Source organism: Bordetella bronchialis, from assembly GCF_001676705.1.
Taxonomy (GTDB): Bacteria; Pseudomonadota; Gammaproteobacteria; order Burkholderiales; family Burkholderiaceae_B; genus Bordetella_C; species Bordetella_C bronchialis.
In genome coordinates, this window is record NZ_CP016170.1 from 4,729,884 (window position 1) to 4,746,402 (window position 16,519).

Sequence of the window (16,519 nt, forward strand, 5' to 3'; positions counted from 1 at the left end):
GACGATTGCTCCTTGTGCCGGTTTGTCCGCGTTTTTGCCACAGAGAGGTCTCATGAACACTCCCCCGTCCCCCGATCCCGCGCACAACGACGAAAGACTGGACCTGCTGTGCATCGACACGCTGCGCACGCTGGCCATGGACGCGGTGCAAAAGGCCAACTCCGGCCATCCCGGCACCCCCATGGCGCTGGCCCCCGTCGCGTACACGCTCTGGCACGATTTCCTGCGCTACGATCCCGCGCATCCCGACTGGCCCAACCGCGACCGCTTCGTCCTGTCGGCGGGACATGCCTCCATGCTGCTGTACGGGCTGCTGCACCTGGCGGGCGTCATCGAGATCGACGCCGATGGCAAGCCCAGCGGTAAGCCGGCTGTCAGCCTGGACGATATCAAGCAATTCCGCCAGCTCGACTCCAAAACGCCCGGGCATCCCGAATACCGCATGACCACCGGCGTGGAAACCACCACCGGCCCGCTGGGCCAGGGCTGCGCCAACAGCGTCGGCATGGCCGTCGCCCAGCGCCACCTGGCCGAACGCTTCAACGGACCGGGCCGCACCGTATTCGACTACAACGTCTACGCGATCTGCGGCGACGGCGACATGATGGAAGGCGTCTCCGGCGAAGCGGCGTCCATCGCCGGCCACCTGGGCCTGTCCAACCTGTGCTGGATCTACGACAACAACACCATCAGCATCGAAGGCCATACCGAGCTGGCCTTTACCGAGAACGTCGCCGCGCGCTTCGCGGCCTATGGCTGGAACACCCTGCACGTCACCGACGCCAACGACCGCATGTCGCTGGCGGCCGCGCTGCGCCAGTTCCAGGCCACCACCGACCGGCCCACGCTGATCGTCGTCGACAGCGTGATCGGTTTCGGCTCGCCACACAAGCACAACACCGCCGCGGCGCACGGCGAAGCGCTGGGCGAAGAGGAAGTCCGCCTGACCAAGAAGGCCTATGGCTGGCCGGAGGACGCGCATTTCCTGGTGCCCGACGAAGTGCGCGACCGGCTGCGCGACGCCCTGGCCGCGCGCGGCGCGCCGGCCTATGCGCAATGGACCGCGACCATGGACCGGCTCAAGGCCGACGACCCCGCGATGCACGAAGAACTGCAACGCATGCGCCAGGGCCGGCTGCCGGAAGGCTGGGACAGCGAGGCGCCCGTCTTCCCCCCGGATGCCAAGGGCATGGCCACGCGCGAATCCGGCGGCAAGGCCTTGAACGCCTTCGCCAAACACATTCCCCTGCTGATGGGCGGGGCGGCGGACCTGGCCCCCTCCACCAAGACCAACCTGACCTTCCAAGGCGCCGGCAGTTTCCAGCGCGGCAGCTACGGCGGCCGCAACATGCATTTCGGCGTGCGCGAGCACGCCATGGGCGCTATCGCCAACGGCATGGCGCTGTCGCACGTGCGGCCCTATACCGCCACCTTCCTGATCTTCAGCGACTACATGAAGCCGCCGATCCGGCTGGCGGCGCTGATGGAATTGCCGGTGGTCTTCGTCTTCACCCACGACTCCATCGGCCTGGGCGAGGACGGCCCCACGCACCAGCCGGTGGAACAGCTGGCGCAGTTGCGCGGCATTCCGGGCATGCACGTGCTGCGCCCCTGCGACGCCAACGAAACCGTCGAAGCCTGGAAGGTCGCCCTGACGCAGACCAACCGCCCCAGCGCCCTGGTGCTGTCGCGCCAGCCGCTGCCCACGCTGGACCGCGGCAAATACGCGCCGGCCTCGGGCCTGGCGCGCGGCGCCTATGTGCTGGCGGACTGCGCGCCGGACCAGCCGCAAGTCATCCTGATGGCCACCGGCAGCGAAGTCCCGCTTTGCCTGCAGGCCTATGACCGGCTGCGGGCCGATGGCATCGCGGCGCGCGTCGTCTCCATGCCCAGCTGGGACCTTTTCGAAGAGCAGGACCAGGCCTATCGCGACAGCGTGCTGCCGCCCGCGGTCACCGCCCGGGTGGCGGTCGAGCAGGCCGGCTACCTGGGCTGGGACCGCTATGTCGGCACCACGGGGGCCACCATCGTGATGCGCACCTTCGGCGCCTCGGCCCCGATCGGCAAGCTGCAAGCGAAATTCGGATTCACGGTGGACAATGTGGTTCGCGCCGCGCGTGAGCAGGTGACAAACTCAAGGAGTACGCAATGAACCAGACAACGAAAAACCCGCTGGTCCGGCTGGCGGAGGCCGGACAAGCCATATGGCTGGATTTCCTGAGCCGGGATTTCCTGGCGCAGGGCGGCCTGGACAAACTGGTGCGCGAAGACAGCCTGACCGGCGTCACGTCCAATCCGTCCATCTTCGAAAAAGCGATGGGCCACGGCGAAGCCTACGACGAACAGCTGCACGCCATCCTGTACCAGGCGGACGCCGAGCCCGGTGAAGTCTACGAAAAACTGGCCGTGCGCGACATCCAGGCCGCCGCCGACGCGCTGCGCCCGGTCTATGACCGCCTGAACGGCAAGGACGGCTACGTCAGCCTGGAGGTCTCTCCCTACCTGGCCTACGACACCGAAGGCACCCTGGCCGAGGCGCGCCGCCTGTGGAAGGCGGTGGACCGGCCCAACCTGATGATCAAGGTTCCCGGCACGCCGCAGGGCGTGCCGGCGATACGCCAGCTGATCGAGGAAGGCATCAACGTCAACGTCACGCTGCTGTTCTCGCGCGAGGCCTACCGCGCCGTCGCCGACGCCTACATCGAGGGCCTGCAAGCGCGCGCCCAGGCCGGCAAGCCGGTGGACCGCCTGGCCAGCGTGGCCAGCTTCTTCGTCAGCCGCATCGATACCCGCATCGACAAGAAAATCGAGGACGCGCTGAAACAGCCCGGCGCCGATAGCGCCCGCCTGAACGCGCTGAAGGGCCGGATCGCCATCGCCAACGCCAAGATGGCCTACCAGGACTATCTTGAGCTGATAGGCCAGGACCGCTGGAAGGCGCTGGCGCAGAAAGGCGCGCACCCGCAGCGGCTGCTGTGGGCCTCCACCGGCACCAAGAATCCCGCCTATCCGGCCACCCTGTACGTGGACGAACTGATCGGCCCGGATACGGTCAACACCATGCCCACCGGCACCATGGACGCCTTCCGCCAGGGCGGCACGGTCGAGCCCACGCTGACCCGCGACATCGACACCGCGCGGCGCGAGCTGGACGACGCCCGCGAGCTGGGGCTGGACCTGGATGCGGTCACGCGCGAGCTGGTGGAAGACGGCACCCGCCAGTTCTCCGATGCCTTCGACGCGCTGCTGGGCGCGGTGGCGGGCAAGCGCCTGACCTACCTGGGCGAACAGATCAACGGCGTCGCCTATGAACTGCCCAAGCCGCTGGCCGAGGCCGTGGACAAATGCCTGGACCGCGCCCGCGCCGATGGCTGGGCGCGCCGCCTGTGGCAGCACGACGCCTCCATGTGGACGGGACAACAGGAAGACCGCTGGATGGGCTGGCTGGCCGCCGGCCAGGGCCGGCAGATCGACGCCGACGCCATCGCCGCCCTGGCGCGCGACGTGCAGGCCGAGCGCTACACGCACGCCGTGCTGCTGGGCATGGGCGGCTCCAGCCTGGGCCCGGAAGTGCTGGCGCAGACACTGGGCGAATCCGGCCAGGGCCTGGCCCTGCACGCGCTGGACTCCACCAATCCCGACGAGATCTGCGCGGTGGAGCGCGGCATCGACATCGCCCGCACCCTGTTCATCGTCTCGAGCAAATCCGGCTCCACGCTGGAACCCGAAATCCTCAATGCCTATTTCCATGCGGCCACCGTGGCCGCCGTGGGGCAGGAAAACGCCGGCAGGCATTTCGTCGCCATCACCGATCCCGGCTCCAAGCTGGAGGCCGCGGCCAAACAGGCCGGCTATCGCGCCATCTTCCATGGCGATCCGGCCATCGGCGGCCGCTATTCCGTCCTGTCGGTGTTCGGCATGGTGCCGCTGGGCGTCATGGGGCACAACGTCGCCCACTTCATGGACGTCACCCAGCCCATGGTGCGCGCCTGCGGGCCCTCGTCGCCGCCCTCGGTCAACCCGGGCGTGCGCCTGGGCGCCATCCTGGGCGAAGCCGCGCGCGCCGGCCGCGACAAGGTCACCGTTTTCGCGTCGCCCACGGTGGCCAGCATCGGATCGTGGCTGGAGCAGCTGCTGGCCGAATCCACCGGCAAGCACGGCAAGGGCATCGTCCCGGTCGACCTGGAGCCCATCGGCACGCCGGACGTCTACGGACAGGACCGCGTCTTCGCCTACCTGCGCTGCGCGGAGGACGACACCACCCAGCTGGACGCCAAGGTGCAGGCCCTGGCCGCCGCCGGCCAGCCCGTCATCCGCATCACGCTGCCCCGGCCGGCCGCCATCGGCCAGGAATTCTTCCGCTGGGAAGTCGCCACCGCCGTGGCGGGCGCCATCATCGGCATCGATCCTTTCGACCAGCCGGACGTGGAGGCCAGCAAGGTCAAGACCCGGGCGCTGACCGACGCCTACGAGAAAACCGGCAAGCTGCCGCCCGAAACCCCCATCGCGGAAGACGGCGAACTGGCCTTCTACGGCGATGCCTCGCTGGCCGCCGACGGCACCGCCGAAGGCGTGCTGCGCGCCCACCTGGCCCGGCTGGGCCAGGGCGACTACGCCGCCGTGCTGGCCTATGTCGCCCGCAACGCCGCGCACGAACGGCAGATCGCCAGCCTGCGCGCCACGGTGCGCGACCGCCGCAAGGTCGCCACGGTGGGCGGCTTCGGCCCGCGCTTCCTGCATTCCACCGGGCAAGCCTACAAGGGCGGCCCGAACAGCGGCGTCTTCCTGCAGATCACGGCCGATCCGGCGCACGATTTGTCCGTGCCGGGCCGCAAGATCAGCTTCGGCACCGTGCAGGCGGCGCAGGCGCTGGGCGACCTGCAGGTCCTGGCCGAACGCGGACGGCGCTACCTGCGCGTGCATATCCGCGGCGGCGACGTGGAAAGCGGCCTGGCGCGCCTGGCCAAGGCCGTCAAGCAGGTGACCAACTGACCGGGGCCGCAGGCCCCTTGCATCCCCGGGCCAGGCGCGGCATGGCAGCCCGCCGGCCCCTCATCGCGGAGAAATCGCCATGCAACTCGGATTGATTGGACTTGGGCGCATGGGCGCCAACATCGCCCGCCGCCTGATGCGGAACAAGCATGAAGTCATCGTGTACAACCGCAGCCTGGACAAGGTAAAGGAATTGCAGTCCGAAGGCGCCACGGGCGTCGACAACGTAGAGGCCCTGATCGCCAAGCTGGCCAAGCCGCGCGCGGTATGGGTGATGCTGCCGGCGGGCGCCGTCACCGAGCACATGATCGAAACCCTGGCGGGGCTGATGGACCCGGGCGACATCATCATCGACGGCGGCAACACGATGTACAAGGACGACATCCGCCGCGCCAAGGCGCTGGCCGCGCGCAAGATCGAATACGTGGACGTCGGCACGTCCGGCGGCATCTGGGGCCTGGAACGCGGCTACTGCATGATGATAGGCGGCGAGGACCGCGTCGTGCGGCACCTGGACCCGATCTTCTCGTGCCTGGCGCCCGGCCTGGGCGACATCCCCCGCACCCCGGGCCGCGAGGGACGCGACCCGCGCGCCGAACAGGGCTACATCCACGCCGGCCCGGCCGGCGCCGGGCACTTCGTCAAGATGGTCCATAACGGCATCGAATACGGCATCATGCAGGCCTACGCCGAAGGCTTCGACATCCTCAAGACCAAGGGTTCGGACCAGCTGCCGGAAGACCAGCGCCTGAACATCGAAGTCGCCGACGTCGCCGAAGTCTGGCGCCGCGGCAGCGTGGTGTCCTCGTGGCTGCTGGACCTGACCGCCATCGCGCTGGCCAAGGATCCCAAGCTGGCCGGCTTCTCCGGCGACGTGGCGGACAGCGGCGAGGGCCGCTGGACGATAGACGCCGCGGTGGAACAGGCGGTGCCGGCCCCCGTGCTGGCCAGCGCCCTGTTCGCGCGCTTCCGCTCGCGCCAGGACGCCACCTTCGGCGACAAAATGCTGTCGGCCATGCGCTTCGGCTTTGGCGGGCACGTCGAGGAGAAAAAGTGATGACGGCCGCGCAATCGACAAACCGCTCCGCGCGGTCGCAGATGGCGCCGCCCACCACCCTGTTCCTGTTCGGCGCCCACGGGGACCTGGTCAAGCGCCTGCTGGTGCCGTCCCTGTACAACCTGACGCGCGACGGCCTGGTCGGCGATGCCCTGCGCATCGTCGGCGTGGACCACAACAAAGTCAGCGACGAGGAATATCGCGGCAAGCTGGGCGACTTCATGAACGAAATCGCCGCCAAGAATGCCGCCAAGCGCGGCGGCGGCGAAGGCGCCGAGCCGGCCCTGGACCCGCAGCTGTGGGACCGCCTGGCGCAGCGCATCACCTACCTGGAAGGCGACTTCCTGGACGACGCCACGTACCAGGCCATCGCGCAGCGCATCGAGTCCTCCGGCACGCGCAACGCCATCTTCTACCTGGCCACCGCGCCGCGCTTTTTCTGCGAAGTCATCACCCGCCTGGCGCATGCCGGCCTGCTGCAGGAAGGCGACGGCCAGTTCCGCCGCGTCGTCGTCGAAAAGCCCTTCGGCTCCGACCTGAAGACCGCGCAGCAGCTCAACGCCGGCATCCTGGCGGTAATGGACGAGCGGCAGGTCTACCGCATCGACCACTACCTGGGCAAGGAAACGGTGCAGAACATCCTGGTCAGCCGCTTCTCCAACGGGCTGTTCGAGGCCTTCTGGAACAACCACTACGTGGATCACGTGCAGATCACCGCGGCCGAAACCGTGGGCGTGGAACAGCGCGGCAACTTCTACGAGCGCACCGGCGCGCTGCGCGACATGGTGCCCAACCACCTCTTCCAGCTGCTGGCCATGGTGGCCATGGAGCCGCCCGCGGCCTTCGGCGCCGACGCCGTGCGCAGCGAAAAGGCCAAGGTCATCGCCGCCATCCGGCCGCAATCCCCGGACGAAGCCCGCCGCAATTCCGTGCGCGGCCAGTACGCCGCGGGCGAAATCGGCGGCACGCCCGTGCCCGGCTACCGCCAGGAAAACCGCGTCGCGCCGGACAGCTGCACGGAAACCTATGTCGCGCTGAAACTGTGGGTGGACAATTGGCGCTGGGCCGGCGTGCCCTTCTACCTGCGCACGGGCAAGCGCCTGGCGGTGCGCAACACCGAAATCGCCATCTGCTTCAAGCCCGCGCCGATGTCGCCCTTCCGCGACACGCACGTGCACCAGATGCGGCCCAACTACCTCATCATCCAGATCCAGCCGGACGAAGGCATGTGGTTCGACTTCCAGGCCAAAAGGCCCGGCACCACCCTGGAAATCGACAACATCCAGATGGGATTCGCCTATTCCGACTTCTTCAAGATGCAGCCGTCCACGGGCTATGAAACCCTGCTCTACGACTGCATGATCGGCGACCAGACCCTGTTCCAGCGGGCCGACAACATCGAAAACGGCTGGGGCGCGGTCCAGCCCTTCCTGGATGCCTGGCAGGGCTGCACGGACGTCCACCTGTACGCCGCCGGCTCGCACGGCCCCGATGCCGCCGACGAGCTGTTGCGCCGGGACGGACGCGCATGGCACAGCTTGAACTAGGCGCGGGCGGGAACGCGCCGGGTACCGGCCAGCGTCCGGACGCGAAGCGCGCCATCCGCCTGCTCGTCTCCGATGTCGACGGCACGCTGGTGCGCCCGGACAAACAGGTCAGCGCCCCGACGCTGGCCGCCATCCGCGCGCTGCGCGAGGCCGGCGTGGCCTTTACCCTGGTCAGCAGCCGCCCGCCCCGCGGCATGCTGCCCCTGGTCCGCATGCTGGACATCGACACCCCCACCGCCGCCTTCAACGGCGGTGCCATCGTCGACACCGGCGGCCGCACCATCGAATTCCACCCCCTCTCGACGGCCAACGCGCGCATCGCCCTGGACCTCTTCGCCGGCGCGCCCGCCGTGGAAACCTGGGTCTTCGCCGACGACAAATGGCTGCTGCGGGATCCGGCCGGTCCCTACGTCCCCCTGGAACGGCACACCCTGGGCTACGACGGCACGGTGGTCGACAGCTTCGAACCCTACCTGGACCGCATCGGCAAAATCGTTGCCGCCAGCGCGGACGCCCAGGGCCTGATCCACCTGGAACAACAGATCAACCCGCGCATCGCGCCGGACGCCCACGCATCGCGCTCGCAGGTCTACTACCTGGACGTCAACCACGCGCGCGCCAACAAGGGCGACGCCGTGGCGGCGCTGGCCCGCCACCTGGGCATCCCCCTGGCCGAAACCGCCGTCATCGGCGACGGCGACAACGACGTTCCCATGTTCGAGCGCGCCGGCTTCTCCATCGCCATGGCACAGGCCTCCGCGCAGGTCCGCGCCCGGGCCACGGTCACCACCGCCAGCAACGCCGACGACGGCCTTGCCGCCGCCGTGCACCGCTTCATCCTGCCCGCCCTGTAGCCGCCATCACCGGCCCCGGCACCCACCCATGGACCATCCCGCCGCATCGCGGCACCGCGCCCCGATGCGTACACGTACCGCCCAGGAGCCAGACATGAACAAGGAACAAGCCTGCATCTTCCCGGACACCGATAGCCTGGTCGAACACCTTGCCGACTGGCTGATATCGCGCATCGCCGCGTGCGAGGGCCGCTTCGCCCTCGCGCTGTCCGGCGGCAGCACCCCCCGCCCGCTTTACGCCCTGCTGGCCGAACCGCAACGCGCCGGACGCATCGACTGGTCGCGCGTCCACCTGTTCTGGGGCGACGAACGCTTCGTGCCGCATGACGACCCGCAAAGCAACTACCGCATGGTCAAACAGGCCATGATCGACCACATCCCGATCCCGCCGGCGAACGTCCATCCCGTCCCCGTCGACGGTACCCCCGAATCCGCTGCCGCCCGCTACGCCGGCATCCTGCGCGACTATTACGGCGCCGACCGCCTGGAACCCGGCCGTCCGCTCTTCGACGTCAACCTGCTGGGCATCGGCGACGACGGCCACACCGCCTCGCTCTTTCCCGGCGCCCCCCAGCTATCCGAAACGCAGGCCTGGACCGTCGCCGTCACCGGCATCAAGCCCGAACCGCGCATCTCCCTTACCTATCCCACCCTGGACAGCGCCGCCGCGGTCGTCTTCCTGGCCGCCGGCGCCGCGAAACGCCCCGCGGTCAGCCGCGCCCGCGCCCACGACCCGGACGTTCCCTCCGGCCGCGTGCGCCCCCAGGGCGAACTCCTCTGGTACCTGGACCGCGACGCCGCCGGCGGCGACGCCTGAAAAAAAAGCGCCCCGCGCACGCCAGCATTCAACGCCAGGACCGACGAGCGCGATTCTCGTCCACCGCCAGCCCGCGCTACGCCGGCGTTGCCGATCCCGGCGGGCAGCCACGGGCGGAGGCCTGTTCGCGCCGCTCGTCCGGGGGCCGGCATATCTCCAGCACCACCCCGCGCAGCCAGCGATGCGCGGGATCCCGGTCCAGGCGCGGATGCCACATCTGCGACACGGTAATGGGCTCGGTGGCCATCGGCAGCGGGAACGCGCGCAAGGTGCCGCGCTCCCGCAGGTGTTCGAAGTACGAGGCGGGGATCAACGCGACCAGATCGGTCGCGGCCGCCACCGACAGGGCGGTATTGAAGCTGGGCACCACGACCGCGGTATTGCGCGCCAGTCCCATCGCCGCGAGCGCGTCGTCCACCGGCCCGCCCGTGCGGCCATGGCGGGAGGTCACCACATGGCCGCAGGCGGCATAGCGCTCGGCCGTGATCGCCGGCTCGGATAGCAAGGCATGGCCTTCGCGCACGACCGCGATGAAACGGTCGCGGAACAGCGCCTGGACACGCACCTCCGGGCCCGCCTCGCCCAGCACGCCGATATCCAGATCGAGCAGTCCTTCGCGGAGTGGACGGACGTCCTTGTCCGGCTTGGGCGCGAAACGCAGCCGGACGCCCGGGGCTACGCTGGCGACGCGCGCTACCAGGCGGTGCGCGTAAGCCTCGATGAAGCCATCGTTGGCGCGTATGGTGAACAGGTTCCGGAGCGTAGCGGGATCCAGGTCCACGCCGGCAGGCTGCAGCACCGCACGCGATTCCCGCACCAGTTCCGTCACGCGATCGCGCAATGCCAGGGCATGGGGGGTCAGCACCATGGCGCGCCCCGCCCGCACGAGCAGCTGGTCGGCGGTGGCCGCGCGCAGCCGCGCCAACGCCCGGCTCATCGCCGACTCGCTCAGGCCGAGGCGTTCCGCGGCCTTGGCGACGCTGCCCTCGGAAAGCAGCGCGTTCAACGCCAGCAACAGGTTCAGGTCGGCTTCGGTCGGCATGCGGGAAATCTAGCACGGCCCCCGGGATTCCGACAGGCGCCGCATGCAGGGATAACTTGCGCGCCACGCGCTGTGCAAGCCTTGCCCGCGCGCCTAAGCTGACCTGGCGCGATACCGCGTGCCATTACAGGTCTTCCCATCATGCTGCCGTCCATGCCCAGCCCGAAACCCGCTCCCACGATCGCGCTCGCCGTCCCTGCCCCACATGCAGGCAATGCCGAGGACGCCGACGGCCTTCCCCTGCCGCGGCGCATTGCCGCCGTCACGGCGGTACTGGGCGCGGGCGTACTGGTGGTGCTGGATGGCGCCATCGCCAATATCGCGCTGCCGGAAATCTCCGGGCAATTGCAGGCGACGCCCGCGGATGCGATCTGGATCGTCACCGCCTATCAGCTGGCGGTCGTCATGTTCCTGCTGCCGGCTTCCGCTGTCGGAGAACGCTACGGTTATCGGCGCATCTTCGCGGGCGGCGTGGCGCTGTTCACCGTGGCGTCCGCCTTGTGCGCCCTGGCCCCATCGCTGCCCTGGCTGGTGGCCGCCAGATGCCTTCAAGGCCTGGGCAGCGCCGCCGTCATGCCGCTGGGGCTGGCATTGCTGCGCTTCATCTACCCGCGCCGATTGCTGGCCCGCTCGATCGCCTGGAATGCACTCGCCGTGGCGGCGGCCTCGGCGGCAGGCCCGACGCTGGGCGCCTCGATACTGTCCGTCGCGAGCTGGCCCTGGCTTTTCGCGGTGAATCTACCGGTCGGCCTCCTGGTGCTCGCCGCATGCGCGGCACTGCCCGCACCGGCGGGCTCGACGCGCCGCATCGATGCCGGCAGCATCGCCCTCAACGCGATCATGTTCGCCGCTTTCGTACTGGGCAGCGACCGGCTGGTCGCGCATCCGCCGCAGGGCGGCGCGCTGCTCGCCCTATCGGCCGTCAGCATGGCGCTGCTGGTACGGCGCGAGTCATCGAAGGCCGCGCCATTGATCCCGCTGGACCTGCTGCGCGTGCCCTCGTTCCGCGCCTCCGTCGTGGCGTCCGTGGGCTGCTTCACCGCCCAGATGGCCGCTTTCGTGGCGCTGCCCTTCTACATCCAGCACGAGCTCGGGCAAAGCGCCGTGACCGCCGGCCTTCTCATGATCCCCTGGCCGCTGGCGGTGATGGCGGCCGCGCCGCTGTCGGCACGGCTGGCCCGTCGTGTACCGGGTGGCTGGCTGTGCGCGGCCGGAAGCGCCTGCCTGGCGATGGGCCTGGCCCTGTGCGCCCTGTGGCCGCTGGACGCCGACCCGGCCTTGCCGATCGCCTTGTTCACCAGCCTTGCCGGCCTGGGCTTCGGCTTCTTCCAGACGCCCAACAACCAGAACATGCTGCTGTCGGCCCCCAAGGAACGCAGCGGCGCCGCGGGCGGCGCGCAAGGCACTGCCCGCCTGACCGGCTTGACGCTCGGCAGCCTGCTGATGAGCCTGATGTTCGCGCTGCTCTCCCCGCACGACGCGGTGCACTGCGGCCTGGCAATCGCCGCCCTGGCCGCGCTCGCCGGCAGCGTGGCCAGCCTGCTCAGGAGCGGCGCCACGCCACACATGCCATGACCTCCGTGCAGCCCCCCGCCCCGCCCTCGCCGCCATCGCGGCTCCCGGCGCGCCACGACCATCGCAACGACGCCAGCGCCAAGACGGCGGCATACCCGAGCGCCAAGACGGTGGCATACCCAAGCGAGAAGACGGCGGCATACCCAAGCGGGAAGACCACGGCATACCCGAGCGGGATGACAGCGGCACAGCGAGCGGCAACCCGCGCACACCACCGCACCCGCCGACCCCACGCCCCACACACCGCGTAGGCGTTCCGGGGCCGCGCTGGGCGGCCCCGGAACGACGGGCATAACGAGATCTTCCCCACCCACCCGCATCTTTCACTCGAAGCAATAGAACCCCTCCCGCCCCGGCGATCGCCATGGAGAGAAAGCGCAGTCCGCCGGGGTAGTGCCCGGTCGGCGGCGGCGCGTTGAAGCCGCGCGAGGGAATCCGAACGGAGGACGGACGGGCAAAACAGCCGCAAGAACCGCATTGCCTGTTCGGCCGCCGTAGGAGGATGACGAAGCGGAAGTCCAGGGCGAAGGCCCTGGACCGGCTGATCGCGCCGACGCCGGCCGGGCACTACCCCGGCGGACGGTCAACAAGCACAGCGCCCGGCCAGCCACTACCCCCGCGAACGGTCAACAGGCACAGCGCCCGGCCAGGCACTACCTCCGCGAACGGTCAACAACCCCAGCACCCGGCTGGGACCACTACCCCCGCAGACGGTCAACAACCACAACGCCCGGCCGACCACTACCCCCCGGTCCGGAAGACCGCACAGAACGCCCAAACGAACAGCCCCAGCCCCGCCCCCCGCGCCTCACCCCTCGGAAAGCCCCCGCATCTCCGCATAAAGATCCGCCTTGCCCTCGAACCCGATCCCCGGCAGATCCGGCATGGTGATATAGCTATCCTCCACCCGCACCCCGTCCGGAAACCCCCCATAAGGCTGGAACAAATCCGGATACGACTCGTTCCCCCCCAACCCCAACCCCGCCGCGATATTCAAGGACATCTGATGCCCCCCGTGCGGAATGCAACGGGCCGGCGACCAGCCATAGCTCTTCAGCATCTCCAGCGTACGCAGATACTCCACCAACCCATAGCTGAGCGCGCAGTCGAACTGCAGCCAATCCCGGTCCGGCCGCATCCCGCCGTAGCGGATCAGATTACGTGCGTCCTGCATGGAGAATAGATTTTCCCCCGTGGCCATGGGCTTTTCGTAGTGCTGCGCCAGCTCCGCCTGCAGCGCGTAATCCAGCGGATCGCCGGCCTCTTCATACCAGAACAGGTCATATCGCGACAGCGCCTTGGCATAAGCGATCGCCGTCTTCAGATCGAAGCGGCCATTGGCGTCCACGCACAAGCGCTGCCCATCCTGCAGCACATCCAGCACCGCATCGATACGGCGCAGGTCTTCGTCCAGCGACGCCCCGCCGATCTTCATCTTCACCACCGAATACCCGCGATCCAAATACCCGCGCATCTCGTCCTGCAGGCTCTCCAGCCCCTTGCCGGGGTAGTAGTAACCGCCCGCCGCGTACACGAACACCCGCCGATCCGGCGTCCCGTCGCCATAGCGCTCCGCCAGCAACTGGAACAGCGGCTTGTTCGCAATCTTCGCCACGGCGTCCCACACCGCCATATCCAGCGTCCCCATCGCCACCGAGCGCTCCCCGTGCCCGCCGGGCTTCTCGTTGATGAACATCCGGTCCCAGATTTTGTGCGGATCCAGGTTCTGTCCCGTCGCGTCCAGCAGCGTATCGGGCTCCGCCGACAGCACCCGGGGAATGAAGCGCTCGCGCATCAGCATCCCCTGGCCATAACGCCCGTTGGAATTGAACCCATAGCCCACCACCGGCTTGCCGTCGCGCAACACGTCGGTAATGACCGCCACCAGGCTCAACGTCATTTTGCTGAAATCGATATAGGCATTGCGGATGGGCGAGCTGATCGGCTTGGTCACCTCGCGGATTTCGACGATTTTCAAGGCAGTCTCCTGTGTCGGCCGGTGGGCATGGCAACGCCCGCCGGATGCATGCAAGGTTAACGAATGCACGCCGGCTTTTAATTCACCATTGGAAAAATTATTATTTACCTGCGGTGAATACCGGATTGCCCGTCCAGGCGCCCGGCCCCGCCCCATCCCGCCGCACCCACACACATCCCGCATGAAAACCGCCACCGCCTCGGAACTGACTTTCTTCGTCCTGCTCGCCAAGCATGGCAGCCTGTCCGCGGCGGCGCGGGAACTCGACATGACCCCGCCGGCCGCCACCAAGCGGCTGGCCCAGCTCGAACAGCGCCTGGGGGTGCGGCTGGTCAACCGCACCACACGGCGCGTCAGCCTGACCAGCGAAGGGGAAACCTATCTGCGCCACGCCAGCCGCATCCTGGCGGACATCCGGGAAATGGAAGACCAGGTGGCCAGCAGCCGCGCAGAGCCGCGCGGCGTCCTGCGCGTCAACGCCACGCTGGGATTCGGCCGCACCGTCATCGCGCCTTTGGTTTCCGGTTATGCGCGGCTGCATCCGGACGTCGAAGTCCGGCTGGAAGTCACCGACCGCCCCGTCGACCTGGTCGAACAGGGCCTGGACCTGGCGGTGCGCTTCGGCAGCTTGCCCGACAGCCGCCTGAGCGCGCGGCGCCTGCTGACCAACCGGCGCTTCCTGTGCGCCTCGCCCGCCTACCTGGCCCGACACGGCGCGCCCCAGCGGCCCGCCGACCTGGCCTCGCACCGCTGCATCATCCACCGCCAGAACGACGAAGCCTACGGTGTGTGGCGCTTTACCCGCAACCGCGAGACCGAAGCCATCAAAGTGGCCGGCGCGCTGGCCAGCAACGACGGCGACATCGTCCTGGGCTGGGCGCTGGACGGCCATGGCATCCTGGTCCGCTCGGAATGGGACGCGGCCAAATACCTGGAAACCGGGCGCCTGCGCCGCCTGCTGCCCGCCTACACCCTGCCGCCGGCCGACCTGTTCGTCTACTACCCCGGCGGCCGCCACCTGTCGGCGCGCGTACGTACCTTCATAGACTTTCTTGCCGCCCATTTCGAGGCGCGGAACCGTCCTGCGCCGGAAGCGCCGCGGCCGCGCCATGCGGCGCGCGCGCGTACGGCAAGGCCTGCGTCACCCTGAACTCCAGCGCCCATACCCACGGGTTCACCGCCCAGGCGCGCGCCCCGTGCGTTTCGCACCAGGCCAGGGCGAACACCGACTTCATGGGCATGCCGGGCAGGAAGCCGCCGCGCGCGCTCTGGCCGTCGGCGCAGCCTTCGGCCAGCACATCGGCCTCGCTGATATCCTGCAGCCGCTGGATCCGCACGCCCACCAGCGTCACCTGCGCGAAGGCCGTGCCCATGTCGTCATAGACCCGTATCACCTGGCCCGGGTCGCCATAGGGGCAGACCATGCGGCGCACCCGCCGGCGCGAGGACGCCGCGGGCGGATCCTCCACGGCCATCCACTTGCCGCCGGGGCCGATCTCGCGCAGCCAGCCGACCGTGCCATCGGGCGGCTGCGGCTTCAGGATGCGGCGCGTCTGGACCTTCCTGCCGGCCAGGACGTCCTCGATCACATTGCGGTCGAATCTTAGCGGTTGCGCTTTCATCGCAGGGCGTGAAATCCCACCTGAGTTATGACAGAGTGCGGTAATTATGCGCCCGGACGCCCCGCCGCGGACGAACGGCCGCGCCAGCCTGTCGGAAAAACGGATATACCCGGACCCTGCCCACCATGCGCTACGACCTGACCAGCCTGGATTTATTCACCGCCGTGGCGGAGGAAAAAAACCTGACCCGGGCCGCCCGGCGCAAGCACCTGGCGGTATCGGCCATCAGCAAGCGCATCGCCGAACTGGAGACCCAGGCCGGGTCGCCCCTGCTGGTGCGCTATGCGCGCGGCGTGGACCTGACGCCCGCCGGCCAATCGCTGCTGCACTACGCCCGACAGATGCAGCACACGCTCGCCCTCATGGAAGAAGAACTGGCCGGCTACGCCGCCGGCGTCAAGGGACATGTGCGCATCCACGCCATCACATCCGCGCTGGCGCAATTCCTGCCCGGCGACATCGAGCGTTTCGCCAACGATTATCCCCAGATCAAGTTCGACATCGAGGAACGCGTCGGCTCGGCCGTGGTGCAGGCCGTGATCGACGGCCACGCCGACCTGGGCATTTTCGCGGAACAGACGCCCGCGCACGGCCTGCAGCTCTTTCCCTACCGCCAGGACGAACTGGTGGCGGTGGTGCCGGCCTCCCACCCGCTGGCGCAGCGGCAGAAAGTCCGCTTCGACACCTTGCTGGATTATGAATTCGTCGGGCCGCACCTGGAAAGCTCCGTGCACGCGCTCCTGACGGCGCAGGCCAAGAAGCGCGGCAAGCCGCTGCGCCCGCGCATCCGCATCAGCGGCTTCGACTGCATGTGCAAACTGGTGGCGGCACAACTGGGTATCGCCATCCTGCCGCGCGCCGTGGCCACCCCCTACCTGCGCGGCGGCAAGCTGCGCGCCCTGACGCTGGCGGAATCCTGGGCGCGCCGGGATTTACTGATCGGTGTACGCAGCATGGAAACGCTCCCGCCCACGGCGCGGTCCCTGGTGGGTTACCTGCGCGCCTGACACACGACAAGCAGGCCTACCGTTCGCC

Annotated in this window: 12 protein-coding genes; 9 read left to right on the forward strand and 3 right to left on the reverse strand. The window is 68.7% G+C overall.

Annotated elements, in window-relative coordinates; genetic code table 11:
- Positions 1–52: 52 nt before the first annotated feature.
- The 6 genes from tkt to pgl all read left to right on the forward strand — a co-directional run bounded on the left by tkt (position 53) and on the right by pgl (position 9,267).
- Entirely contained in the window at positions 53–2,152 is a 2,100-nt protein-coding gene (tkt, locus tag BAU06_RS20835) for a transketolase (protein ID WP_066354805.1), read from the forward strand.
- Positions 2,149–4,992 carry a bifunctional transaldolase/phosoglucose isomerase gene (locus tag BAU06_RS20840; protein WP_066354811.1) on the forward strand — a complete coding sequence of 948 codons (2,844 nt, stop codon included), beginning with the start codon at positions 2,149–2,151 and terminating at the stop codon, positions 4,990–4,992. Before tkt ends, BAU06_RS20840 begins: the two co-directional genes overlap by 4 nt.
- A gap of 79 nt (positions 4,993–5,071) precedes the next feature.
- Entirely contained in the window at positions 5,072–6,049 is a 978-nt protein-coding gene (gnd, locus tag BAU06_RS20845) for a phosphogluconate dehydrogenase (NAD(+)-dependent, decarboxylating) (RefSeq protein ID WP_066354813.1), read from the forward strand.
- Positions 6,049–7,596: a glucose-6-phosphate dehydrogenase gene (gene zwf, locus BAU06_RS20850; protein ID WP_066354815.1), complete on the forward strand. Its 1,548-nt coding sequence runs from the start codon at positions 6,049–6,051 to the stop codon at positions 7,594–7,596. Before gnd ends, zwf begins: the two co-directional genes overlap by 1 nt.
- Positions 7,578–8,450 (forward strand): Cof-type HAD-IIB family hydrolase, encoded by an 873-nt coding sequence (locus BAU06_RS20855; protein ID WP_066359455.1) that lies wholly within the window; start codon positions 7,578–7,580, stop codon positions 8,448–8,450. The genes zwf and BAU06_RS20855 overlap by 19 nt, the downstream gene beginning before the upstream one ends.
- Before the next feature lie 94 nt (positions 8,451–8,544).
- Positions 8,545–9,267: a 6-phosphogluconolactonase gene (gene pgl / locus BAU06_RS20860; protein WP_066354822.1), complete on the forward strand. Its 723-nt coding sequence runs from the start codon at positions 8,545–8,547 to the stop codon at positions 9,265–9,267.
- Positions 9,268–9,343: 76 nt separating this feature from the next.
- On the opposite strand, the gene BAU06_RS20865 is transcribed toward pgl, so the two are convergent.
- On the reverse strand, positions 9,344–10,309 hold the full coding sequence (locus BAU06_RS20865) for a LysR family transcriptional regulator (protein ID WP_066354825.1): 966 nt from the start codon (positions 10,307–10,309) through the stop codon (positions 9,344–9,346).
- A 153-nt stretch (positions 10,310–10,462) separates the two neighbouring features.
- Between BAU06_RS20865 and BAU06_RS20870 the strand changes: the two genes are divergently transcribed.
- On the forward strand, positions 10,463–11,884 hold the full coding sequence (locus BAU06_RS20870; RefSeq protein ID WP_231933920.1) for an MFS transporter: 1,422 nt from the start codon (positions 10,463–10,465) through the stop codon (positions 11,882–11,884).
- Between the two features lie 808 nt (positions 11,885–12,692).
- Here the strand turns inward: BAU06_RS20870 and BAU06_RS20875 are convergent.
- The gene (locus BAU06_RS20875; RefSeq protein ID WP_066354832.1) at positions 12,693–13,862 is read right to left on the reverse strand and encodes a mandelate racemase/muconate lactonizing enzyme family protein; all 1,170 of its coding nucleotides are present in this window, start codon (positions 13,860–13,862) and stop codon (positions 12,693–12,695) included.
- 181 nt (positions 13,863–14,043) lie between these two features.
- On the opposite strand from BAU06_RS20875, the gene BAU06_RS20880 reads away from it, so the two are divergent.
- A complete protein-coding gene (locus BAU06_RS20880; protein ID WP_066354837.1) occupies positions 14,044–15,012 on the forward strand; it encodes a LysR family transcriptional regulator in 969 nt (322 codons plus the stop codon).
- Here the strand turns inward: BAU06_RS20880 and BAU06_RS26755 are convergent.
- Positions 14,903–15,484: a hypothetical protein gene (locus tag BAU06_RS26755; RefSeq protein ID WP_156770302.1), complete on the reverse strand. Its 582-nt coding sequence runs from the start codon at positions 15,482–15,484 to the stop codon at positions 14,903–14,905. The genes BAU06_RS20880 and BAU06_RS26755 overlap by 110 nt on opposite strands.
- Before the next feature lie 125 nt (positions 15,485–15,609).
- Between BAU06_RS26755 and BAU06_RS20890 the strand changes: the two genes are divergently transcribed.
- The gene (locus BAU06_RS20890; RefSeq protein WP_066354841.1) at positions 15,610–16,491 is read left to right on the forward strand and encodes a LysR family transcriptional regulator; all 882 of its coding nucleotides are present in this window, start codon (positions 15,610–15,612) and stop codon (positions 16,489–16,491) included.
- The last annotated feature ends 28 nt before the right edge of the window (positions 16,492–16,519 follow it).